Genomic DNA, 21456 nt, shown 5'->3' on the forward strand with positions numbered 1-21456 from the left:
CGATGAGCTACCTGCAGCTGGACGGCATCACCAAATGCTTTGGCGACTTCACGGCGCTCGATGACGTCTCCTTGACCGTGCGACAGGGCAGCATCCACGCCCTGCTCGGCGAGAACGGCGCCGGCAAGACCACGTTGATGAACGTCCTCTACGGGTTCTACCGGGCCGATCACGGCACGCTGCAGCTGGCAGGCAAGCCACTGAACGTGGCCTCCCCTCGCCAGGCACTGGATGCCGGCGTCGGCATGATCCACCAGCATTTCATGCTGGTGGACAACCTCAGCGTGCTGGAGAACGTGATCCTCGGCTTGCCCGGTGGCCTGAGCCTGAAGTTGGCGATGCATCGGCGGCGGCTGCTCGAACTGTGCGAGCGCGTCGGGTTCACCATCGACCCGGATACCGTCATCGCTCACCTGCCAATCGGCACGCGCCAGCAGGTGGAGATCCTCAAGGCGCTGTACCGCGATGTCGACCTGTTGATTCTCGACGAGCCAAGCAGCGTGCTCGGCCCCGGCGAGATCGACGCCTTCCTGCGCATGCTGCAGCGGCTGCGGGCGATGGGCAAAACCATGCTGTTCATCACCCACAAGCTCGATGAGGTGTTTCAGGTCTGCGACCGCGTCACCGTGATGCGCCAGGGGCGGGTCGTCGGCACCGTGGAAATTGCCGATACCACGCCAGCCGAGGTTTCCCGGCTGATGGTCGGCCGGGAACTGGCGCCGCCACCTCGGCGCGTCGGTACCGCGACCGGCAAACAGGTGCTGCAACTCGAGCGGCTGAGCGCCATGAACGATCGCGGTATTCAAGCGCTGCACCAGGTCAGCCTGGAGATCCGCGCGGGAGAGGTGCTGGGCATCGCCGGTGTCGACGGCAACGGCCAGGCCGAGCTCGCCGAATGCATCGCCGGGCTGCGCACGCCCAGCGGCGGCGATATCCGCGTGTGCGGACACAGCGTGCTCGCTCACGACGTCGCCACCCGGCGCACACGAGACAGGATCGGATTCGTTCCGGAAGACCGCCACAGCACCGGTTTGATCCTCGACTTCACCCTGTGGGAGAACGCCATGCTGCGCGACTCGCGTCAGCCGCCGTTCTCGGCCAGGGGCCTGCTGCGCCGGGCAGCTGCCTACAGGCGTACCGAACAATGGTGCACGCGCTACGACGTGCGCATGCACTCCATCGAGCAGAAGATCCGCTTCCTCTCCGGTGGCAACCAGCAGAAGTTGATCTTCGCCCGCGAGGTGGAGTGCGACCCCGAGTTGCTGGTGGTGATGCAACCGTGCAAGGGCCTGGACGTCGGAGCCATCGAGGCGCTGCAGCGCACGGTTCTGGAACAACGCGCCAAGGGCAAGGCGGTGCTGTACATCTCCACCGAACTGGATGAGGTGCTGGCCGTTTCGGACCGTATCGGCGTGATGTGCGCCGGCCACCTGACCGGCGTACTCGAGCGCACCGAAGCCACCGTCGAACGTATCGCGCTGCTGATGACCAGCACCGCGCCAAAGGAGGTCGCCCTGTGAATGCCTTGCTTCGCGCGGTCTATGGGTTGCGCATGCTGTGGGCGGTGCTGGCCGCGTTTCTGGTCGGCTCCGGGCTGATCCTGGCGACTGGGCACAACCCGCTGAGGGCCTACGCTGCACTCTTCGAAGGCGCATTCTTCGACTACTACGGCGTGGCCGACACCCTGGTGAAGATGTGCCCGATGCTGCTCGCCGGGCTGGCGGTGATCATCCCGATGCGCTGCGGTCTGTTCAATGTCGGTGCCGAAGGGCAGATCTACATAGGCGGCCTGGCCAGCGCGGCCGTTGCCTTGTATCTGCCGGAAATCCACTGGCTGCCCCATCTGCTGCTGTGCCTGCTGGCCGGTATGTTCGGCGGCGGTTTGTGGGCGCTGGTACCGGGCTACCTGCGTGCCTGCCGCGGGATCAACGAGGTGATCGTCACGCTGCTGATGAACTACGTCGGCATCAACGTGGTGAGCTATTTCGTCAGCGGCCCGATGATGCAGCCCGACGCGCCCTATCCTTATTCATCGGAAATCTCCGAAGGCCTGCAGTTGCCGCTGCTGCTGAGCGATGCCGATACCCATATCGGCGTGCTGATCGCCCTGGCGTTGTGCGTGCTGCTGTTTCTGGTGCTGCGCTACACCACGCTGGGTTTCTCCATGAACGCGGTCGGCAAGAACCCGCAGGCCGCGCGCTATGCGGGCATGTCGATCAATCAGCACCTGATGCTGAGCATGGTCGTCGGTGGATCGATCGCAGGCCTGGCCGGGGCCATCGAAGTGCTTGGCGTGAAATATCGCCTGTATCACCTGTTCAGCCCAGGCTACGGCTATGACGGCATCGTCGTGGCCTTCATGTCCAGCCTCAATCCTTTGCTGGCCGCTGTTTCCGCATTCTTCCTCGCCGGCCTCAGCACCGGCGCGCAGTTCATGCAGCGCGAGATCGGCCTCGACGTGACGGTGATCGACGCCCTGCGCGGGCTGATCGTGATCTTCGTGGCTGCCGGCCTGGCCTGGAAATACGTGGTACCACCGAAAGCCGTGAGGCAGGCAGCGCGTGCCAAGCCGACCGCCCTGACTGGAGAACCGCGATGATCGATGCCAGCCATCTCGACATCCTCGACACCGGCCTGCGCCTGGCCGTACCGCTGATTTTCGCTGCCCTGGGCGGCATCTGGTGCGAGCGTGCCGGGGTGTTCAACATCGCCCTGGAAGGTAGCATCCTGGGCGGCGCGTTTGGCGCCGCGCTCGGCGCGATCATCTGGCAAAGCCCCTGGGCGGGCTTGCTCGTCGGCCTGGGATCGGCGGCGCTGGTCGGCGTGCTGCTCGCGCTGATGACCGTGCACCTGGCCATCAACCAGATGGTCGCCGGCATCGCCGCCAACATGTTCGTGCTCGGGCTCACTTCGTTCCTGGCGCGCATCGCCTTCGCCGGTGGCAGCGCATCGGCAACCGTACCCGGCTTCACCAAGCTGGCGATCCCCGGTCTGTCGTCACTGCCGCTGGTGGGGGAAATACTCTTCAAGCAGGACGTCCTGCTCTACGCCCTGTATCTGATGGTACCGCTGGCCTGGTGGTTGCTGTTCAAGACCACCTGGGGCCTGAACCTGCGTGCCACCGGCGAATATCCGCGCGCCGTGGACAGCGCCGGGCTGGGCGTTGACCGCATTCGTTTTGTCAGCGTCATCGGCTCGTGCATGGTCGCGGGGCTGGGTGGCTGCTATCTGGTGCTGTCCCAGGTGTTCCTTTTCACCGAGCACATGAGCGCAGGCAAGGGTTTCATCGCTCTGGCCGCGCTGATTCTCGGGCGCTGGAATCCGATTGGCGCGGTGGCGGCCTGCCTGTTGTTCGGCCTCTCGGACGCCCTGCAACTGCGCCTGCAGTTCGGTAACCCCGGCGTGCCTTACCAGTTCTTCGTCGTCCTGCCCTATGTGGCGTCCATCGTGGCGCTGGTGGTGTTCGCGGGCAAGATCAAGCCGCCCGCCGCGACCGGGCAGCATTACCAACGCGGCGGCAAATAGCCGACGCCCCTGGAGGCTCACAGATGATCGACAACCCCATTCCATGGCCGGGCGGCGCGCGCTGCGCGGTCGCCATCACCTTCGACATGGATGCCGACAGCTTCCTGCATCTGCATCGGCCGCAGGACAGCTACCGGCGCATCAGCACCATTTCCACCCTGCAGTACGGACCCAAGGTCGGCGTACCCCGCATCCTGCAAAGCTACCGGGAGCTGGGCCTGAAGCAGACGTTCTTCGTTCCCGCCTGGTGCATCGAGCAGTACCCGCAAGCCGTGGAGGCAATGGTTGCCGATGGTCACGAGATCGGCCATCACGGCTACATCCACGAGCACATGAACGAGATATCTACGGAAGAGGAAGCGTTCTGGCTACGCAAATCCAGCGACATCATCGAGCGCTACACCGGGCGCCGACCACGCGGTTTCCGGGCACCGTTGTACAACTTTTCACCGACCACCACCGACCTGCTGATCGATGAGGGTTTTCTCTACGACGCCTCGCTGATGGGCAGCGACATTCCCTATCTGCTCAAGGGCGAGCGCGGCACCCTGGTCGAATTGCCGACCCATTGGGCGATGGACGACTGGCCGCCCTACGTGCACATGAGCGACATCGACTACAGCATGCCGATCCGTTCGCCTCAGGAAGCGGTATCGGTCTACAAAGCCGAGTTCGATGCCATCTGGGAGCACGGTGGGCTGCTGGTCGCTGTCTGGCACCCGTTCGTATCAGGGCGCCTGGCCCGCTGGCAGGAAGCCGTGCGCTTCATCGAGTACATGCAGAATCGCGGTGGCGTGTGGTTCGCCACCATGGAAGAGATTGCCCTGCACGTGCGCGAGGTGCACAAGCGCGGTGACGTGCCGCTGCGCGAGGACCGCATGCCGCCCTACCCTGGACCGGTGACGTTCAGCTAGAGATCGTGAATGGCGTGGAAGACGCTTTCTTCATCCACCATCACGACGATCCGGCGACCTTGAGAACCCAAAGCCTCACCGCAAGCGTTGTCACGTAGAGCATGGCAACGACCAGACACTCAGCGAGCAACGAGAAAGGCCGGCGCCACCGAGGTGGCTACCGGCCTTTTGCATTGCCCGAACAAGGCGACCGAAGCCGCGCGCGTCGTTGTCAGGCATTGACCACGAAATGCACTTCCACCGGGTTCAGGTCATTGATCGGCACGATGTCCTGCGGGCAGGCCGACATGACCACCACGCAATCCATCACGGCTTCGATCTCCACGTAGTCGCCGGCCTTGGACACTGGCGGCAGCCACTCGATGCTGTAGTCCGCCTTCACCGGGATGTTCATCCACAGGTTGAACGGCTGCGGCACTTCGCGGGCGCGCAGGCCAATGGCCTGCAGGGCCAGGCGCATGTTGTCGGCGCAGCTGTCGTGGTAACCCTCGACACCGAGGTTGGTGTAGCGATGCAGGTCGCAGGCGGCGATCAGGGTGTCGTGCACGCCGGGCGAGGTGTCGGTGAGCAGTTTGCCGATAGCGCGCCGGCGGTTGCTGAACAGCTCGTCGCCCGGCTTGGGGATGACCCGGTCGATATGGGCGCGGGCGTGCTCCATGGACAGGAATTCGCTCAGGTCTTCGGCATTGAACAGCCAGGTGTCGCACACCTGGGTGCCGTGAGTGTTGACGATGCGGATCACCTCGCCCGCTTTCAGGCGCACGGCGCGGCCGCAGCGGGCCGGTACGGTATAGGTCTTGCCGAGCTCCGGCGTACCGTCGGCCGACAGCGGCTCGGCGAGGGTGGCGTTGGTGCCCAGCGAGGCGCCGTTGTCGGGCTGGCAACAGGCGGGGTAATCGTGGGCGTGGTTGGAATGGCTCATGGTAGCTCCTGGTTGGGCGAGTACGGGTCAGGCCTGATCGGCCAGTTGGACGAGGCTCCAGGCCAGCGCACGGGCGCCGGCTTCGAGCTGGGAGGGTTCGGTGTATTCCCTGGGGTTGTGGCTGATGCCATCGCGGCTCGGCACGAACAGCATGCCGGTGGGGCAATGCGTGGCCAGGTACATGGCATCGTGAAAGGCTCCCGAGCGCAGGCTCAGGGACGCTTCGCCGGTGGCCTCGACGGCGCGCTGCAGCATGTCGACAACGGCCGCATCGAAGGCCACGGGCGGGTGACTGAACAGCGGCTGCAGGTCGGCGGCATCGGGCAGGCAAGCGGGCAGTTCGGCGTCGAAGGCCGCCAGCACTTCGGGGTCGGCGTGACGGAAGTCGATGGTGAAGGTCGCCTCACCGGCGACGGTGTTGATCGAGTTGGGCAACACCTGCCAGCGCCCGAAGGTCAGGCGCTTGTCGGCGCCGGCCAGGCGTTCGGCCAGGGCGTCGATGGCCGGCAGGCAAGCGGTGGCCAGCAGCAACGCATCCTGGCGCATGTCCATCGGTGTGGTGCCGGCATGGGCCGACGCACCGCGGCAGCGCACCTGATACCAGCGCACGCCCTGAATCCCGGACACCACGCCCAGCGGTACGCCGGCGCGCTCCAGTACCGGCCCCTGCTCGATATGCAGCTCGACGAAGGCATGCGCCGCGATCCGTTCGCGCAGCGGTAGCGCGGAGAAACGGCGGCCGTGCTCGTCCAGCGCCTCGGCGACGCTGACGCCGGCGGCATCACGGCTGTCGCGATAAGCGCTCATGCGCTGCGGCTCGACGAACGCGCTGGAACCCATGGCGCCGGGGCTGAAGCGACTGCCCTCCTCGTTGGTCCAGACCACCAGTTCGATCGGCCGACGGGTGCTCAGGTCCAGCTCATGCAGCGCCAGCAGGCACTCCAGCCCCGCCATCACCCCGTAGCAGCCATCCAGATGCCCGCCGCTGGGCTGGGTGTCGATATGGCTGCCGGTCATTACCGGTGGCAGGTCTTCCAGGCCATCGCGGCGGATGAACAGGTTGGCGCAGACATCGGTCCACACACGACAGCCGATGCGCTGCGCCTCGCCGATCAGCCAGGCACGCGCCGCGAAATCCTCGTCGGAAAGCGCCTGGCGGTTCATTCCACCAGTCGGCAGCGCGCCGAAACCGGCCAGGGTATCGAGCAGGCCGTGCAGTCGCTCGCCACGCACCGCCGCCATCACGTTCTCGGCCTTCATGGGCTGACCTCCTGACGCGGCGTGAGGCTGCGATTGAACCAGGGTTTGAGAAATTGCTTGAGGCGGTCGGTGGCGGGCGCCTGGAACAGCGTCGCCGGCTCGCCGGTCTCGACCACCTGGCCGGCCTCCATGAACACCACCTGGCTGGATATCTGCGCCGCGAAACTCATTTCGTGGGTGACCATCACCATGGTCATGCCATCGTTGGCCAGGCCGCGAATCACCTGCAGCACCTCTTCGACCAGTTCCGGGTCGAGTGCCGAGGTCGGCTCATCGAGCAGCATCAACCGCGGCTTGACCGCCAGCGCCCGGGCAATGCCGACGCGCTGCTGCTGGCCGCCGGACAGACGTGCCGGATAGGCGCCCAGCTTGGCAGCCAGGCCAACCCGTTGCAGCGCCGTCTCGGCCAGCGCGCGAGCTTCGGTTCGGTTCAGGCACTTGCCCAGCAGCAGAGGCGCCATGACGTTCTCCAGCACGGTCATGTGCGGCCACAGATTGAATTGCTGAAACACCATGGCCAGCGGTCGACGTACCTCGGCAATGCTGGCGGCGCTGTCCTGGTCGGCTGGGCGCCGTCCAGGGCCGCTGTAGCCGAGCAGTTGACCGTCGATCCACACCTCGCCCTGGTCGTAGGCTTCGAGGAAGTTCATGCAGCGCAGGGCGGTGGTCTTGCCGGAGCCGGAAGGGCCGATGAGCGAGACGATCTCGCCGGCGTGCACACGCAGGTCGAAGCCGCGCAGCACGGTGTTGGCGCCGTAGGACTTGCCCACGCCGCGCATTTCAAGAAGGGGACGATTGCTCATCAGGTCATCCTCGCTGGTAGCGGGTTGCGCGACGGCCAAGCGCGGCGGCGGCGAAGCCGACCAGCAGCGTCAGCAGCCAGTACGAAAGCACCAGCAGCACATAGGGCGCGACGTAGGAAAAGGTGCTGGACACGATCTGCCCGGCGGTCATGGTCAGTTCCGGCACGGTGATGATCGAGGCCACCGCGCTCTCCTTGATGGTCAGAATCACCTGGTTGCCCAGAAGCGGCAGGGCGAACGCCAGGGCCTGAGGCGCCTGGATGTGCCAGAACGTCTGCAGGCCGCTGAGACCATGCACCCGTGCCGCCTCCAGCTGCCCCGCAGGCACGCTGGCCCAAGCCGAGCGCAGCAGCTCGGCGAAATACGCAGCGCTGTACAGACACAGGGCGAGAATGCTCGCCTCGATGGCGTCCAGGGTCAGCCCCAACACCGGCAGGCCGAAATAGATCAGCAGCAGCTGCGCCAGGAACGGCGTGCCCCGTATCAGCCAGACGTAGAGCCGGTAGAGGCCGATGCAACCGGGCACTGCCAGACGCAGCGCATTGAGGGCGAAGCCCAGCAGCAGGCCCAAGGCGGCGCCGGCAAAGCTGATGCCCAGGGTGACGAGCAGCGCCTGGCCGAAATCGGGAAGGTAGTTCATCCAGTTCTCCATCAGCTGCGGGCCTGCCAGCGACGCTCCAGCTGCCGCCCGAGCAGAGCCAGCAGGCTGGTCAGCGCCAGGTAGAACAGCGCCGCGACCAGGTAAACCTCCAGCGGCCGGTAGGTCTGCGAGACCAGTTGCTGGCTGACCCGCATCAGGTCGGTGATGGAAATCACCGAGACCACGGCCGACACCTTGATCACATCGATAAGCTCGGAAATCAGCGCCGGCAGAGTCAGGCGCACCACCTGCGGCAACTGGATATGCAGCAGCGTCTGCCAGCGGCCGATGCTGAACACCGCCGCAGCCTCCAGTTGCCCGGCGGCAATGGCGGCGAAACCGCTGCGCAGGATCTGCGATTGATAGGCCGCGGTATTCAGGGCCAATGCCAGGGCTGCCGCCACCAGCGCCGGCACGTCCATGCCCAGCCCGGCCGGCAGGTAGAAGAGCAGCAACAGTTGCGCCAGCATCGGGGTGCCGCGGAAGAAGCTCACGTAGACCCTGGCGAACGCCACGCAGCCCCGGCTGCGGCTGCTGCCCAGCAGGTAGATCAGCACGCCGAGGGCAAAGCCCAGCAGCATGCCGGCCAGGCACAGCCACAAGGTGGTGAGCGCACCGTCGAGCAGGGCTGGCCAGTAGAGCGCCAGGCGGTCGCCGAAATCAGTCATGGTCGGCGGCTCAGATGCTCGGCGCGGGCATGGCGTCGGCCGGCACGTCCATGGTGAAGCCGAACCATTTTTCCTGCAGGCTCTTCATGGTGCCGTCGCGGTTGGCGCGGGCGATGCCGTCGCTGAACAGCTTAACCAGGCTGGCACTGTCGGCATCCTTGCGGCCGACCCAGCCGTAGTAGGTTTTCGGGCCCAGCATTTCGTCGAGGGTGGTGAACATGCCAGGGCGCGACTTGATCAGCGGGCCAAGGTTGGACAGCGATTGCGCCACGCCATCCAGGCGCCCCAACGCAAGGTCGGCATAGGCTTCGTCGAAGCTGACGTACTGACGAATGGCCTTGAGCCCCGACTGGCCTGCATCCTTGAGCTTCTGGTCATAAGCCTGCAGGATCTGCAGCTGGCCCGAGCCGCTTTGCGAGCCGACGACCTTGCCGTTGAGGTCGCTCAGGCTGTTGATGGAATCGTCGTTGCCGCGCTTGAGCAGCGCCACGGTGGATTCGGCAATCGGCACGGTAAAGGCAAACTGCTCGAAGCGCGCCTTGTTGACCGTCACCGAAGTCACCACGAAGTCGAACTTGCCGGTGTCCAGGCCCGGGAGAATGCCCTGGAAGGGCAGGTCCAGCTGCTTGACCTTGACACCAGGCAGGTCGGCCAGCACGTAATTCATCAGGTCCGCACCGTAACCGACGATCTTGCCGTTCTCCACGGATTCGAACGGCGCGAAGCGCGCCTCGGTGGCGACGGTGATCTGTTTTTCCTGGGTGATGCGCTGCAGCAGATCGCCGGCCTGGGCCAGGGAACTGACAAACACGGTGGCGAGCGCAAGTGACAGATTTTTCACGGCACGACGGTTCATGGCGAGGCCTCTTGAATGCTTGGATATTTATTCAAGTAACTTGAATAAAAGTACAAAAGCATGAAGCGTGCCAGCCAACTCGACCGGTAAATCCTGCGGATAAAGGCCTGTGGATAAAATATTCCGCACCCTTTGTGGGCACCGACAGAAAACATGTTCCGCCCCGGTGCGCCAGCGAGCCAGCAGAAAAGCGCGAGCTGAAACAGGAAATATGTGAGCTTTACTCACCTGTTAAATCAAACTACTCGCTTTTCCAAGTGCCCTACTGGCGTTAGTCTGCATGCCATCAGCCTTTACGAGCAGCGCTCGGGCGGTATCTGCCGCCGGCCTCTGAATTCACAGGAGAATCCCATGACTTCACTACGCAACGGCCCAGACGCCACCGGCCTGTTCGGCGCGTTTGGCGGTCAATACGTCGCCGAGACGCTGATGCCGCTGATCCACGACCTGGCTGCCGAGTACGAAAAGGCCAAGGCCGATCCCGAGTTCGCCAAGGAGCTGGCCTACTTCCAGCGCGACTACGTGGGCCGCCCGAGCCCGCTGTACTTCGCCGAGCGGCTGACCGAGCATTGCGGCGGCGCGAAGATCTACCTGAAGCGCGAGGAGCTCAATCATACCGGCGCGCACAAGATCAATAACTGCATCGGCCAGATTCTGCTGGCCAAGCGCATGGGCAAGCAGCGCATCATCGCCGAGACCGGCGCCGGCATGCATGGCGTGGCCACCGCCACCGTCGCCGCGCGCTTCGGCCTGCAGTGCGTGATCTACATGGGCACCACCGATATCGATCGCCAGCAGGCCAACGTTTTCCGCATGCGCCTGCTCGGCGCCGAGGTGATTCCGGTCACCGCCGGCACCGGCACCCTGAAGGATGCGATGAACGAAGCCCTGCGCGACTGGGTGACCAACGTCGACAGCACCTTCTACATCATCGGCACCGTGGCTGGCCCGCACCCGTATCCGGCGATGGTGCGCGACTTCCAGGCCGTCATCGGCAAGGAAACCCGCGACCAGTTGCAGGAGCAGGAAGGCCGCCTGCCGGACTCGCTGGTCGCCTGCATCGGCGGCGGCTCCAACGCCATGGGCCTGTTCCACCCGTTCCTCGACGACAAGTCCGTGCAGATCATCGGCGTCGAAGCAGCCGGCCACGGCGTGGAAACCGGCAAGCATGCCGCCAGCCTGAATGGCGGCGTGCCTGGCGTGCTGCACGGCAACCGCACCTTCCTGCTGCAGGACGACGACGGCCAGATCATCGACGCCCACTCGATTTCCGCCGGCCTCGACTATCCCGGCATCGGCCCGGAACACGCCTGGTTGTTCGACATCGGTCGCGTCGAGTACACCTCGATCACCGACAAGGAGGCGCTCGCCGCCTTCCACCAGTGCTGCCGCCTGGAAGGCATCATCCCGGCGCTGGAGTCGTCCCACGCCCTGGCTGAAGTCTTCAAGCGCGCGCCGACCCTGCCCAAGGATCACCTGATGGTGGTCAACCTGTCGGGCCGCGGCGACAAGGACATGCAGACCGTCATGCACCACTTCGACGAACAGGAAGAACACATATGAGCCGCCTGCAGACGCGCTTCGCCGAGCTGAAAGAACAGAACCGCGCCGCCCTGGTGACCTTCGTCACCGCTGGCGACCCGAACTACGACGCCTCCCTGAAGATCCTCAAGGGCCTGCCCAAAGCCGGCGCCGACGTGATCGAGCTGGGCATGCCGTTCACCGACCCGATGGCCGATGGCCCGGCCATCCAGCTGGCCAACATCCGCGCCCTGGCCGCCAAGCAGAACCTGGCCAAGACGCTGCAGATGGTCCGTGAATTCCGCCAGGACGACAGCACCACGCCGCTGGTGCTGATGGGGTACTTCAACCCGATCCACAAATATGGCGTCGAACGCTTCATCACCGATGCCCAGGAGGCAGGCGTCGATGGCCTGATCGTGGTCGACCTGCCGCCGGAACATAACCGCGACCTGTGCGACCCGGCCCAGGCCGCAGGTATCGACTTCATTCGCCTGACCACCCCGACCACCGACGACAAGCGCCTGCCGACCGTGCTCGCCGGCAGCTCGGGCTTCGTCTACTACGTGTCGGTGGCCGGCGTTACCGGTGCCGGCTCGGCGACCGTGGAGCACGTGCAGGAAGCGGTCACCCGCCTGCGTCGCCACACCGACCTGCCGATCAGCATCGGCTTCGGCATCCGCACCCCGGAACATGCGGCGACCATCGCCCGCCTGGCCGACGGCGTGGTAGTCGGCTCGGCACTGATCGACCAGATCGCCAAGGCGGCCGGCAATGATCAGCAGGCCATCGACGGCGTGCTGGAGCTGTGCAGCCAACTGGCCGAAGGCGTCCGCAGCGCTCGCCGCTAAGCAACTCGCGCATAAAAAAACCGCTGCTCCGGTTACGGGCAGCGGTTTTTTATTGCCGGGCGTTATACCGGCGTCACTGCCTTGCCATGCTTGAAGAAGCCGTCGAGGTTGGCGAAGAACAGGTCGGCCATGGCCTGGCGGGTTTCATGGGTGCCGCTGCCGATGTGCGGGGTGAGCACCACGTTGTCCAGCGCCAGCAGCTCGGCCGGCACCTGGGGCTCGTCGGCGAACACGTCGAGCGCCGCGCCGGCGATGGTGCCGTTCTGCAGCGCCTCGACCAGAGCCTGCTCGTCCACCACCGAGCCGCGGGCGATGTTCACCAGATAGCCCTCTGGGCCGAGGGCACGCAGTTGCTCGGCGCCGATCAGTTTGTCTGTCGAGCTGCCACCGGGCACCACCAGCACCGCGTAGTCGGCGGCTTCCAGCAGCCCCTCCAGGGTTTCGTGATAGGCATAGTCGACGTCATCGCGGCGCCGGCGATTGTGATAGGCGACGGTCATGCCGAACGCTTCGACTCGCTTGGCGATCGCCCGGCCGATATTGCCCATGCCAACGATGCCGCACACCTTGCCGCCGATGCTGCCGGCCAGCGGAAAGCGGCCGCTCTGCCACTCACCCGCCCGTACGAAGCGATCAGCCTCGCTGATCCGACGCCCTACATCGAGCAGAATCGCCACCGCCGTATCGGCGACGCAGTTGTCCAGCACGCCCGGCGTATTGGTCACGGTAACGCCAAGTTTCTTTGCCGTATCGACGGCAATAGCGTCATACCCCACGCCGAAGCTGATGATCGCCTTGAGGTTCGGCAGGGCCTCGATGAGTTCGGCCTTGGCGCCGAACACGCCGCTGGTGGCGATGGCATCGATGCTGCCGGCGTTGGCTTGCAACCAGGCGGACGGGTCATCGACTTCCCAGAAACGATGGACGCGATACGACTGTTCGATACGGGCGACAAGCGCTGGCAGCAAAGGGCCGATCATCAGCAATTGCGCAGCGGGGGCGGGTGACGTCATGGGCTCTCCTGAAGGCGATACGGAGCGGGCACGCTGCATGGGGGCAGCAAGGTCTCCAGGAAACTAACACAAAGACATCATACATCCGCAACATCTGGAAACAGCTAGATAATCACCCCTGAACCCGCAGAAACCACTGAAGCTCAATGATTACAAGCCTTCATGCCGCTTATCGGCTAACCGGCGACGATTCTCATTGCTACTTTGCAACAAAGTAATTTGTATGATGTCGTATCTCACAGCGTGCTACTTCCAACAAAAACAACGATAGAGGCTCCTCCCATGGCTCGTACCGACGTTGCCGACAAAGGCGTGTCCGCAAGCTCCTCAAGCAATCCCCTCAGCAGAATGGCCAAACTGCTCGGCCCCGGCATCATCGCGGTGCTTTCCTGGCTGGGCGCTGGCGACCTGATCACTTCGTCCGTCGCCGGCGCCAACTACGGCTACGCGATGATGTGGGTATTGGCGGTTTCGCTGCTGCTGCGCTTTCTGATCGTCAACATCATCGCCCGCTTCCAGTTGTGCAATAACCAGGGCATGTCCATCCTCGGTGGCTACGCGCAACTGCACCCGAGTTTCGCCTGGTTCCTGTTCGGCTACGCGCTGTTCATGGGCCACCTGATGAACGCCTACATGATCAAGGGCGCTGGCGAGGCGCTGTCCACGCTGCTGCACCTCAACCAGCCGCTGCTGTGCTCCTTCGCCGTGGTGCTCGGTGTCTGGCTGCTGGTCGGCCGCAGCATCTACAGCCTCATCGAGGGCGTGATGAAGGTGCTGCTGGCGATCATGACCCTGGCGTTCCTGTCCCTGGCGGTGATGTCCGGCCCGGACCTGGGCGGCATCGTTTCCGGCACCTTCGGTTTCAGCATTCCGAAGGACGAAGGCGTGCATGGCGCGCTGTTGGTCGCCGTGTCGGTCATTGGCGCCGTCGCCGGCTCGATCGCCAACTTCGTGCATCCCTACGTGATGAAGCAGAAAGGCTGGACCGGCCCAGAGCACAAGCGCATCCAGCGCAACGACCTGCTGTTCGCGGTGTTCGTCGGTATCGTCATCAACCTGGCGATCTGGGTAGTAGGTGCGGAAATCCTGCGCCCCAATGGCCTGAAGGTGGAAACCCTCGATGACCTGGGCGCCGCCCTGCAGATGTTCTTTGGCCCAGGCGGCTGGTACATCTTCTTCATCGGCGTGTTCGCCACGCTGTTCGCCAGCGTCGTGGGCAAGACCACCGCGTTCCCGATGCTGATCACCGATGCCTTGCACCACATCCAGCCCAAGCGCCGCCAGCAGTATGGCGAGACTCCGCAGCAAGACCCGCTGCACAAGTGGTTCCTGCTGTTCATTCTGGTCACCCCGCTGATCTGGTCGCTGCCGGGCATGCCGGACTTCGTGACCCTGACCATCGCGGTCAACGCGCTGAACATCGTCGGCCTGCCGATCATTTCCCTCGGCCTGCTGATCATGTCCAACCAGAAGAAACTGCTCGGCCAGTACTGCAACAACTGGTTCGAAAACCTGGCCCTCGGTGCCGCGACTGTCCTGGCGGTGTGGGTTGCCATCCAACTCGGCATGCAGATGCTGGCCTGACGTCAACAGCCCCTAGCAACTTGCCTTGAGTGACTCGAGGCCCTGCACGCGGCCAAGCCGCTCCCCCGCATTGCCGAGTGGGGGTAGCGCTTGAGCCGCGTTTTTTTGCGCTGGCGAAGTGGTCAGTAACCCACGGTAAAGCGCTGGCGCGAGTGCTGAGGTTCTTCCAGCTCGTCGACCAGGGCGATGGCGTAATCCTCCATCGAGATAGCGCTGCTGCCGTTGGCATCGACCAGTAGGCTGTCCTTACCGATGCGGAAACGCCCGGTGCGCGGGCCCGGCTCGAACAGCGCCGAGGGCGACAGGAAGGTCCAGTCCAGCTCTTTCTCGCCACGCAGCACGTTGAGGAAATCACGCCCCGCGCTCGCCTCGTCCTTGTAGGCTGGCGGAAATTCCGGCGTGTCGACCAACGCAACGCCCGGCGCCACCTCCAGGCTGCCGGCACCACCGACCACCAGCAGACGCGGCACACCCGCCGCCTTTACCGCGCCAATCAGGCTGGCCGCATCACTGCCGACGAAGCGCGTGGTGCTGATCACCGCATCATGGCCCTGGAGTAGCGGCACCAGACGCTCGACATCGGCCACATCCGCGCTGGCCAGGGTCAGGCCATCCTGGGCGGGCACCGCGCTAGCATCGCGGGCGATCCCGGTGACCTCGTGGCCACGCTGCAGCAGTTCATGACGCAGACGCGAACCGGCACGCCCGCTGATACCCAGAATGACGACTTTCATGTGAGGCTCCACTGTGACAGGCAAGTAGATATCGGCCAGCCGGACGGTGGCTACCGCTGGCGCCGATAGACGAACCATGAGCTTACCCACCTGCAGCGCCACAAAAAGCCGCATAATCACCACAACACAGTTGCATGAAACAGGCGAATCATGGACAGACTCACGGCAACCCGCGTTTTCGTCGAAGTGGTGGATCGCGGCAGCCAGACCGCGGCAGCCGAGCACTTGGATCTGTCCCGGGCCATGGTCTCGCGCTACCTGGCCGAATTGGAGGGCTGGGTCGGCGCACGGCTGCTGCATCGCACCACGCGCAAGCTGAGCCTGACCCAGGTGGGCAACGAACTGCTGCCGCACTGTCGGGAAATGCTGCACACCGCCGAGATGATGCAGGCCACCGGCATCAAGGCCACGGACGGCCCGAGCGGCAACCTGCGCATCGCAACCAGCCAGTCCTTCGCGCAAACCTGGCTGAGCCCGGTGCTGGTGGAATACCTGGCGCGCTATCCGAAAACCTCGGTGGATGTGCTGGTCGGCAGCCATGCCGTGAACCTGGTCGAGGAACGCATCGACCTGGCCCTGCGCATCACCAACCAGCTCGAACCCAACCAGGTCGCTCGCCACCTGGGCGACTGCCATTCGGTGGTATGCGCCGCCCCCGCCTACCTGGCCCGCGTCGGTACCCCGGCCCAGCCCCAGGAGCTGGCCGGGCACAACTGCCTGACCTACAGCTATTTCGGGCGCAGCCTGTGGCACTTCACGGGGCAGCAAGGGCCGCTGCAGGTCCCGGTGGACGGCAACCTGAGCAGCAACGACACCGCCGTGCTGCTGGAAGCGGCGATCAACGGCGGCGGCATCTGCCTGCAACCACTCTACGCCGCCGCACCGCTGCTGGAAGACGGGCGCCTGGTGCGCCTGCTGCCCGCCTGGCAACCGCAGTCGCTGGGTATCCACGCCATCTATGTCTCCCGCCGACAGATGCTGCCGGCGCTGCGCACCCTGCTCGACTTCATCGCCGAGCGCCTGGCAGCCGATCCACGCTGGCAGGTCTTTTAACAAGATGGAGCCGCCTGCGGGGGCATCAGCCTTCGTACGGTTGCATTGGTAAGCGCGCGTCTGGAAAATGCGATAAATTATCATTATCAAGGCAGCCGAATGCCCTGCGCCCAGCCCTCGCCCAGCCCCTGCGTGCAAACGCTCTATGTGGATCATCACGCCTGGCTTCTGGGCTGGTTATGCAAGCGCGTGGGCAATCGACCCGATGCTGCCGACCTCACCCAGGACACGTTCCTGCGCCTGCTGCGATCGGGCAGCACAACGCACATCCAAGATCCGCGCAACTACCTGAGCACCATTGCCCGCGGCCTGGCCATCGACCTGCATCGCCGCCGCAGCCTGGAACGCGCCTACCTCGAGGCCATGGCACGGATGCCCGAGGACCAGCACCCCTCACCAGAAACCCGGGCGCTATTGCTGGAAGCGCTGGTGGAGGCCGATTGCATGCTCGATGGGCTGCCGAGCAAGGTGCGCCATGCCTTCATCCTGTCCCAGGTCGAGGGCCTGACCTACCGTGAAATCGCCCAGGCCATGGGCTTGTCGCTACGCACCATCAACAACTACCTGGCCCGCGCCCTGGAGCACTGCTGCCTGAGCCGGTTGCGCAGCCAGGCATGACCGCGCGCCCGGTCAACCCGGCGCAAGGCCAGGCAATCCGTGAAGCGGCCGCCTGGTATACCCGCCTGCATGGCGAAACGGCGAGCGCAGCCGATCTCCAGGCCTGGGAGCGCTGGCACGCGCTGTCGCCCCTGCACCAGGAGGCCTGGCAACAGGTGCAAGACATCTGCGGCCATTTCGCTGGCCTGCCGGGCACCCTCGCCGCGAACACCCTGCTCACAGCCCGCGCCTCGCGGCGCAAGGTACTCACCAGCCTGTTCGCCCTGGCCAGCGCAGCGCCCCTGGCTTGGCTCGCCTCGCGAAGCGACACCGGCCGAACCTGGCTGGCCGACCTGCGCACCGGCACGGGCAAGCGCCGCGAATTCCAGGTCGACGGCAATCGCCTGCTGCTGGACACCGCCAGCGCCGTCGAGGTGAATCACCAACGCCACCTCCTGACGTTGCGCGCCGGCGCGGTGATGGTGACCGCCCCGAATGGCGACGAACAGGCACCGCTCATTCTGCGCACGCGCGAGGGTGAGATTCGCGCGCCGGCCAGCCGCTTCACCGTGCGCCAGCACGACGGCTATACAGAGGTGGCCGTGCTGGATCGCGAGGTCCAGATATGCCCACGCGCGACAGGGCTCGTTCCGAGGCCGCTGCTGGCTGGTCATCACGCCCGCTTCGATGAGCACCAGTTGCAACCGGCGCTGCCGAACGATGCGAGCACCGCTGCCTGGGTGCAGGGCAACCTGGTGGCGCTCGATCAACCGCTTCGGTTGCTGCTGGCCGAGCTCGGCCGCTATCGCCCTGGGCTGCTGGACTGCGACGAGCGCATCGCCGGGCTGAAGGTTTCCGGCGCCTTTCCACTGGACGACACCGATCTGGCCCTGGCTTCGCTCGAAAACGCCTTTCCAGTGCGCCTGCAACAGCGCAGCCGCTACTGGGTCACCGTGGTGCCACGCTGATTTGCACTTTTTCCAGACGTTATTCGACCCCTTCTTGATTGCCACACCAAGGGGATATCCATGACACGCAAAAGCGCTTCTCTGGCACGGCCACTGTACCTGGCCATTCACGCTGCCTTCTGGTCGCCGGTGCTGCTGGCAAAACCGGCGCTCGCCCAGGAGGCGGCCAGCCGCGAGACGGCTGCCGCGTTCGAAATCGCGCCAGGCCCGCTGGCCCAGGTCGTCGCGCAGTACGCTGGCTCGGCAGGCGTCGCCCTGTCCTTCGACGCCGGCCGATTGCAGGGCCTGCAGAGCCCAGGCCTGCAAGGCCGCTACAGCATCGATGCAGGCTTTGCCCAATTGCTGTCGGGCAGCGGCCTGCAGGCCGAGCGCCAGGCCAATGGCACATACAGACTGGTGCCGGTAGCCACCCAGCAAATCGCAGCGCCGCTAGAACTCTCCGCGACCCAGGTGACGGTCAGCACCCTGCGCAACGATAAGGCCATGGGCCGCACGCCGCAGCGCGTCACGGCCATCGAACGCGCCGACATCGAACGCCAGCTCGCACTCAGCAGTGACCCCGGCCAGGTGCTCAGCAGCCTGATTCCTTCCTATTCGCCGAGCCGGCAGAAGATGTCCTCGTCAGGCGAAACCCTGCGCGGTCGCTCGCCACTGTTCCTGGTCGACGGCGTGCCCCAGGGCAGCTCTTTGCGTGATGATTCACGCAGCAGCTACGCCATCGATCTCGCACAGGTCGAGCGCATCGAGGTGATTCACGGCGCCACCGCCGAACACGGCCTGGGCTCAACCGGCGGCATCATCAACTTCATCACCAAACGCGCCAGTGGCGATGGCCTGCGCCAGCGCGCAGGCGTACGCGTGGAAAGCGGCGAGCACGGTAGCGACGGCCTCGGCTACAAGTTCAACTACCAGGCCAGCCTGCAACAGGATCAGTGGGAAGCGCTGCTGGCCGCTACCTGGCAGGAGCGCGGCGCCTATCGCGATGCCGACGGCAGGCTCATCGGCACCTCTTATCTGGGCGAGATCCAGGACAGCCGCGACCACGACCTGATGCTCAAGCTGGGCTACTGGCTCGACGACGATCAACACCTGAGCTTCAGCGCCAACCAGTACGAGCTCAAAGGTCATAACGATTACGTCGCCGTTCCCGGCAACGTTGCGGCCGGAATACCCACCACTGCGCGCAAGGGCGATCCCGGCGGCGAACCGGCCTTCAACCGCACCCAGCAGTTCACGCTCGGCTATGCCCACAACGACCTGTTCGGCAACGAACTGGACGTGCAGCTCTACCGGCAGCGCTACCAGGGCCAGTTCGGCACCCTGACCTCCGCCAGTTTCGTCGAACCCGAGGTGGCGCCCGATGGCTTCGATCAGTCACGCAGCATCTCGGATAAATGGGGCGGCAAGTTCACCCTGCGGCGCAGCGGGCTATTCGACGGTTGGCTGGACCTGGCCGGCGGGGTGGATCTGCTGCGCGACGAATCCGAGCAATACCTGTCGCTCACCAACCGCGCCTACGTGCCACCGTCCACCTACGACAACCAGGCCATCTTCCTGCAGGGCGACCTGCACCCGACCGAGCGCCTGACCCTGACCGCCGGCGTGCGCCGCGAGCATGCCGAGCTGGAGGTGGATACCTATCGCACCCTGGCCGCCAACAACGGTGTGACCGTCACCGGCGGCGAACTGTCCTTCGGCCAGACCCTGAGCAATTACGGTTTCACCTACCAGGCCAACGACTGGGCGCAGCTCTACGGCGGCTACTCGGAAGGCTTCGGCATGCCCGATGTCGGTCGCGTGCTGCGCGGCCTGCGCACGCCCGGCCTGGCCGTGGAAAGCCTGCTGGAGCTGGAGCCGATCATCACCCGCTCGCGGGAGTTGGGCCTGCGCCTGGAATTCGGTCGTGTAGATGCCGAACTCAGCTACTACGAGTCATTTTCCAACCAGGGCGAGCGCCTGGCCATGGTCAACGGCCTGTACGTGGCGAACCGCGAACGCATCGAGATAGAGGGCTTCGAAGCCACTGCGAACTGGCGGATTACCGACGATCACCGCCTGCGGCTCGCCTATAGCCAGAGCAAGGGGTGGTCCGACACCAATGACGATGGCCGGGTGGACACCACCCTCGACGGTCTGAACATCGCGCCGAACCACTACAGCCTGGGCTGGAACGCCACCTGGAACGAGGACTGGTCGAGTTACCTGCAGTACGACCATTACGTGAGCCGCAGCTTCGACAGTCCAAATCTGCACTTCGACGGCTATTCGCTGCTGTCTGCGTCCGTCAGCCACGCCTTGCCGGTCGGCAGCCTGTCGCTGAGCATCGACAACCTGCTCGATGAAGACTACTTCACCTACTACTCACAGGCAGGCCGGGTGGCCAACGACTCCAACTTCAAAGGCCGCGGGCGTACCTTCGCCCTGGCCTATCAGGTGGAGTTCTAGGCAGCGCTCGACCAATCGCCCGCACGGGTTGCGAGCGGTTGGCAGGCGACTTACTGCGACGCCTGCAACTGACGCTGCGAGGCGCGCTGCTGCTTGTAGGCCAGGGCGGCGGGCGCCACCGGGGTGACCTTGCCGGTTTCCACCCACTTGCGCAGGCGGCTAGCATCGGCCATGTGGGTGTACTTGCCGAAGGCATCGAGCACCACGAAGGCCACGGGCTTGCCGGCCATGGTGGTGCGCATCACCAGGCAGTGGCCGGCGCTGTTGGTGAAGCCGGTCTTGGTCAGCTGCACATCCCAGCCGGCCTTGCGGGTCAGGGCGTTGGTGTTGCGAAAGCCCAGGGTGTAATTGGGTTTGTGGAAGGCCACGGTCTTTTCCGGGGTGGAGCTGAGTTCGCCGATCAGCGGATAGCTGCGGGTTGCCTTGAGCAGTTTGACCAGGTCGTAGGCGGTGGAAACGTTGTGCTCGGACAGGCCGGTCGGCTCCACGTAGCGGGTCTGGGTCATGCCCAGGGCGCGGGCCTTGGCGTTCATGGCCGCGACGAAGGCGGTGACGCCGCCCGGATAATGATGCGCCAGGCTGGAGGCAGCGCGGTTCTCGGACGACATCAGGGTCAGCAGGAGCATTTCCCGGCGGCTGATCTCGCTGCCGATGCGCACGCGCGAATACACGCCGCGCATGTCGTGCACGTCACGGATGATTACCGGCAGTTGTTCGTTGAGCGGCAGCTTGGCGTCCAGGGTGACCATGGCGGTCATCAGCTTGGTGACCGAAGCGATGGGCACCACCATGTTGGGGTTACTGGAATACAGCACCTTATCGGTGGTCAGGTCGACCAGCAAGGCGCTGCCGGAGGCCAGCTCCTGCTTGGCGGGAGCGGCGGCTTCGGAGGCCAGAGGGGCGACGAGAAACAGGCAGGCCAGGGCGAGGCTGGCGAAGGGGCGACGAATATTCACGATGGCATTCACAAGGCAAGAGATGACTGGAAAGGCGCTCCATGCCGGTGAAGGAACTTCGTCCATGCCCTAATGGCAATAGGGTTTGAAAAACAGCTAATTGCATTCGCAATTGAAGGTGCGATGTTAGCACCCGTCAAGGCAGG

Annotated in this window: 20 protein-coding genes; 11 read left to right on the plus strand and 9 right to left on the minus strand. The window is 64.7% G+C overall.

Annotation, left to right across the window (positions count from 1 at the left end; all coding sequences use genetic code 11):
- Window positions 1-2: 2 nt before the first annotated feature.
- From BVH01_RS07920 to BVH01_RS07935, 4 genes are read left to right on the plus strand one after another with little or no spacing between them, the layout of a single operon-like run.
- Window positions 3-1520 (plus strand): ABC transporter ATP-binding protein, encoded by a 1518-nt coding sequence (locus BVH01_RS07920; protein WP_075929824.1) that lies wholly within the window; start codon window positions 3-5, stop codon window positions 1518-1520.
- Entirely contained in the window at window positions 1517-2599 is a 1083-nt protein-coding gene (locus BVH01_RS07925; protein ID WP_083659439.1) for an ABC transporter permease, read from the plus strand. Before BVH01_RS07920 ends, BVH01_RS07925 begins: the two co-directional genes overlap by 4 nt.
- Complete coding sequence (locus BVH01_RS07930) at window positions 2596-3525, plus strand: ABC transporter permease (protein WP_075929825.1); 930 nt, start codon at window positions 2596-2598, stop codon at window positions 3523-3525. Before BVH01_RS07925 ends, BVH01_RS07930 begins: the two co-directional genes overlap by 4 nt.
- Before the next feature lie 23 nt (window positions 3526-3548).
- Window positions 3549-4439, plus strand: coding sequence for a polysaccharide deacetylase (locus tag BVH01_RS07935; protein ID WP_075929826.1), 891 nt, complete (start codon window positions 3549-3551; stop codon window positions 4437-4439).
- Window positions 4440-4650: 211 nt separating this feature from the next.
- On the opposite strand, the gene BVH01_RS07940 is transcribed toward BVH01_RS07935, so the two are convergent.
- The 6 genes from BVH01_RS07940 to BVH01_RS07965 are packed head-to-tail and all read right to left on the minus strand — an operon-like array spanning window position 4651 to window position 9588.
- Window positions 4651-5361, minus strand: a complete 711-nt coding sequence (locus BVH01_RS07940) for a DUF1989 domain-containing protein (protein ID WP_075929827.1) — start codon at window positions 5359-5361, stop codon at window positions 4651-4653.
- A 27-nt stretch (window positions 5362-5388) separates the two neighbouring features.
- A complete protein-coding gene (locus BVH01_RS07945; protein ID WP_075929828.1) occupies window positions 5389-6621 on the minus strand; it encodes a M20 family metallo-hydrolase in 1233 nt (410 codons plus the stop codon).
- Window positions 6618-7424, minus strand: coding sequence for an amino acid ABC transporter ATP-binding protein (locus tag BVH01_RS07950; RefSeq protein WP_075929829.1), 807 nt, complete (start codon window positions 7422-7424; stop codon window positions 6618-6620). Before BVH01_RS07950 ends, BVH01_RS07945 begins: the two co-directional genes overlap by 4 nt.
- A gap of 4 nt (window positions 7425-7428) precedes the next feature.
- On the minus strand, window positions 7429-8064 hold the full coding sequence (locus BVH01_RS07955; RefSeq protein WP_256562736.1) for an amino acid ABC transporter permease: 636 nt from the start codon (window positions 8062-8064) through the stop codon (window positions 7429-7431).
- Window positions 8065-8075: 11 nt separating this feature from the next.
- Window positions 8076-8732 (minus strand): amino acid ABC transporter permease, encoded by a 657-nt coding sequence (locus BVH01_RS07960; RefSeq protein ID WP_075929831.1) that lies wholly within the window; start codon window positions 8730-8732, stop codon window positions 8076-8078.
- Window positions 8733-8742: 10 nt separating this feature from the next.
- Window positions 8743-9588: a transporter substrate-binding domain-containing protein gene (locus BVH01_RS07965; RefSeq protein WP_075929832.1), complete on the minus strand. Its 846-nt coding sequence runs from the start codon at window positions 9586-9588 to the stop codon at window positions 8743-8745.
- 351 nt (window positions 9589-9939) lie between these two features.
- Between BVH01_RS07965 and trpB the strand changes: the two genes are divergently transcribed.
- Window positions 9940-11151, plus strand: a complete 1212-nt coding sequence (trpB, locus tag BVH01_RS07970; RefSeq protein WP_075929833.1) for a tryptophan synthase subunit beta — start codon at window positions 9940-9942, stop codon at window positions 11149-11151.
- Window positions 11148-11960, plus strand: a complete 813-nt coding sequence (gene trpA, locus BVH01_RS07975) for a tryptophan synthase subunit alpha (protein WP_075929834.1) — start codon at window positions 11148-11150, stop codon at window positions 11958-11960. Before trpB ends, trpA begins: the two co-directional genes overlap by 4 nt.
- 62 nt (window positions 11961-12022) lie before the next feature.
- Here the strand turns inward: trpA and BVH01_RS07980 are convergent, their stop codons facing one another.
- Window positions 12023-12973 carry a 2-hydroxyacid dehydrogenase gene (locus tag BVH01_RS07980; RefSeq protein ID WP_075929835.1) on the minus strand — a complete coding sequence of 317 codons (951 nt, stop codon included), beginning with the start codon at window positions 12971-12973 and terminating at the stop codon, window positions 12023-12025.
- 282 nt (window positions 12974-13255) lie between these two features.
- On the opposite strand from BVH01_RS07980, the gene BVH01_RS07985 reads away from it, so the two are divergent.
- The gene (locus tag BVH01_RS07985; RefSeq protein ID WP_075929836.1) at window positions 13256-14557 is read left to right on the plus strand and encodes an Nramp family divalent metal transporter; all 1302 of its coding nucleotides are present in this window, start codon (window positions 13256-13258) and stop codon (window positions 14555-14557) included.
- Window positions 14558-14679: 122 nt separating this feature from the next.
- Here the strand turns inward: BVH01_RS07985 and BVH01_RS07990 are convergent, their stop codons facing one another.
- The gene (locus tag BVH01_RS07990) at window positions 14680-15291 is read right to left on the minus strand and encodes an NAD(P)-dependent oxidoreductase (RefSeq protein WP_075929837.1); all 612 of its coding nucleotides are present in this window, start codon (window positions 15289-15291) and stop codon (window positions 14680-14682) included.
- Window positions 15292-15441: 150 nt separating this feature from the next.
- On the opposite strand from BVH01_RS07990, the gene BVH01_RS07995 reads away from it, so the two are divergent.
- The 4 genes from BVH01_RS07995 (at window position 15442) to BVH01_RS08010 (ending at window position 20354) form a co-directional block, all read left to right on the plus strand.
- Complete coding sequence (locus tag BVH01_RS07995; RefSeq protein WP_075929838.1) at window positions 15442-16344, plus strand: LysR family transcriptional regulator; 903 nt, start codon at window positions 15442-15444, stop codon at window positions 16342-16344.
- 99 nt (window positions 16345-16443) lie between these two features.
- The gene (locus BVH01_RS08000; RefSeq protein ID WP_075929839.1) at window positions 16444-16962 is read left to right on the plus strand and encodes a sigma-70 family RNA polymerase sigma factor; all 519 of its coding nucleotides are present in this window, start codon (window positions 16444-16446) and stop codon (window positions 16960-16962) included.
- Entirely contained in the window at window positions 16959-17909 is a 951-nt protein-coding gene (locus tag BVH01_RS08005; RefSeq protein WP_075929840.1) for a DUF4880 domain-containing protein, read from the plus strand. The genes BVH01_RS08000 and BVH01_RS08005 overlap by 4 nt, the downstream gene beginning before the upstream one ends.
- A gap of 60 nt (window positions 17910-17969) precedes the next feature.
- Complete coding sequence (locus BVH01_RS08010; RefSeq protein ID WP_075929841.1) at window positions 17970-20354, plus strand: TonB-dependent receptor; 2385 nt, start codon at window positions 17970-17972, stop codon at window positions 20352-20354.
- 50 nt (window positions 20355-20404) lie between these two features.
- On the opposite strand, the gene pbpG is transcribed toward BVH01_RS08010, so the two are convergent.
- Window positions 20405-21310, minus strand: a complete 906-nt coding sequence (pbpG, locus tag BVH01_RS08015; RefSeq protein ID WP_075930974.1) for a D-alanyl-D-alanine endopeptidase — start codon at window positions 21308-21310, stop codon at window positions 20405-20407.
- Window positions 21311-21456: the final 146 nt, after the last annotated feature.

The sequence above is a fragment of the Pseudomonas sp. PA1(2017) genome (assembly GCF_001945375.1).
Classification (GTDB): domain Bacteria; phylum Pseudomonadota; class Gammaproteobacteria; order Pseudomonadales; family Pseudomonadaceae; genus Aquipseudomonas.

What these genes read in the sequence shown, in the direction of transcription:
- BVH01_RS08005 (WP_075929840.1), top strand. Translation starts at nt 16,959, where the DNA reads ATGACCGCGCGCCCGGTCAACCCGGCGCAAGGCCAGGCAATCCGTGAA.
- trpB (WP_075929833.1), top strand. Translation starts at nt 9,940, where the DNA reads ATGACTTCACTACGCAACGGCCCAGACGCCACCGGCCTGTTCGGCGCG.
- BVH01_RS07960 (WP_075929831.1), bottom strand. Translation starts at nt 8,732, where the DNA reads ATGACTGATTTCGGCGACCGCCTGGCGCTCTACTGGCCAGCCCTGCTC.
- BVH01_RS07950 (WP_075929829.1), bottom strand. Translation starts at nt 7,424, where the DNA reads ATGAGCAATCGTCCCCTTCTTGAAATGCGCGGCGTGGGCAAGTCCTAC.
- BVH01_RS07930 (WP_075929825.1), top strand. Translation starts at nt 2,596, where the DNA reads ATGATCGATGCCAGCCATCTCGACATCCTCGACACCGGCCTGCGCCTG.
- BVH01_RS07980 (WP_075929835.1), bottom strand. Translation starts at nt 12,973, where the DNA reads ATGACGTCACCCGCCCCCGCTGCGCAATTGCTGATGATCGGCCCTTTG.
- BVH01_RS07955 (WP_256562736.1), bottom strand. Translation starts at nt 8,064, where the DNA reads ATGAACTACCTTCCCGATTTCGGCCAGGCGCTGCTCGTCACCCTGGGC.
- BVH01_RS07935 (WP_075929826.1), top strand. Translation starts at nt 3,549, where the DNA reads ATGATCGACAACCCCATTCCATGGCCGGGCGGCGCGCGCTGCGCGGTC.
- BVH01_RS08010 (WP_075929841.1), top strand. Translation starts at nt 17,970, where the DNA reads ATGACACGCAAAAGCGCTTCTCTGGCACGGCCACTGTACCTGGCCATT.
- BVH01_RS07945 (WP_075929828.1), bottom strand. Translation starts at nt 6,621, where the DNA reads ATGAAGGCCGAGAACGTGATGGCGGCGGTGCGTGGCGAGCGACTGCAC.
- trpA (WP_075929834.1), top strand. Translation starts at nt 11,148, where the DNA reads ATGAGCCGCCTGCAGACGCGCTTCGCCGAGCTGAAAGAACAGAACCGC.
- BVH01_RS07990 (WP_075929837.1), bottom strand. Translation starts at nt 15,291, where the DNA reads ATGAAAGTCGTCATTCTGGGTATCAGCGGGCGTGCCGGTTCGCGTCTG.
- BVH01_RS07920 (WP_075929824.1), top strand. Translation starts at nt 3, where the DNA reads ATGAGCTACCTGCAGCTGGACGGCATCACCAAATGCTTTGGCGACTTC.
- BVH01_RS07995 (WP_075929838.1), top strand. Translation starts at nt 15,442, where the DNA reads ATGGACAGACTCACGGCAACCCGCGTTTTCGTCGAAGTGGTGGATCGC.
- BVH01_RS07965 (WP_075929832.1), bottom strand. Translation starts at nt 9,588, where the DNA reads ATGAACCGTCGTGCCGTGAAAAATCTGTCACTTGCGCTCGCCACCGTG.
- BVH01_RS08000 (WP_075929839.1), top strand. Translation starts at nt 16,444, where the DNA reads ATGCCCTGCGCCCAGCCCTCGCCCAGCCCCTGCGTGCAAACGCTCTAT.
- BVH01_RS07940 (WP_075929827.1), bottom strand. Translation starts at nt 5,361, where the DNA reads ATGAGCCATTCCAACCACGCCCACGATTACCCCGCCTGTTGCCAGCCC.
- BVH01_RS07985 (WP_075929836.1), top strand. Translation starts at nt 13,256, where the DNA reads ATGGCTCGTACCGACGTTGCCGACAAAGGCGTGTCCGCAAGCTCCTCA.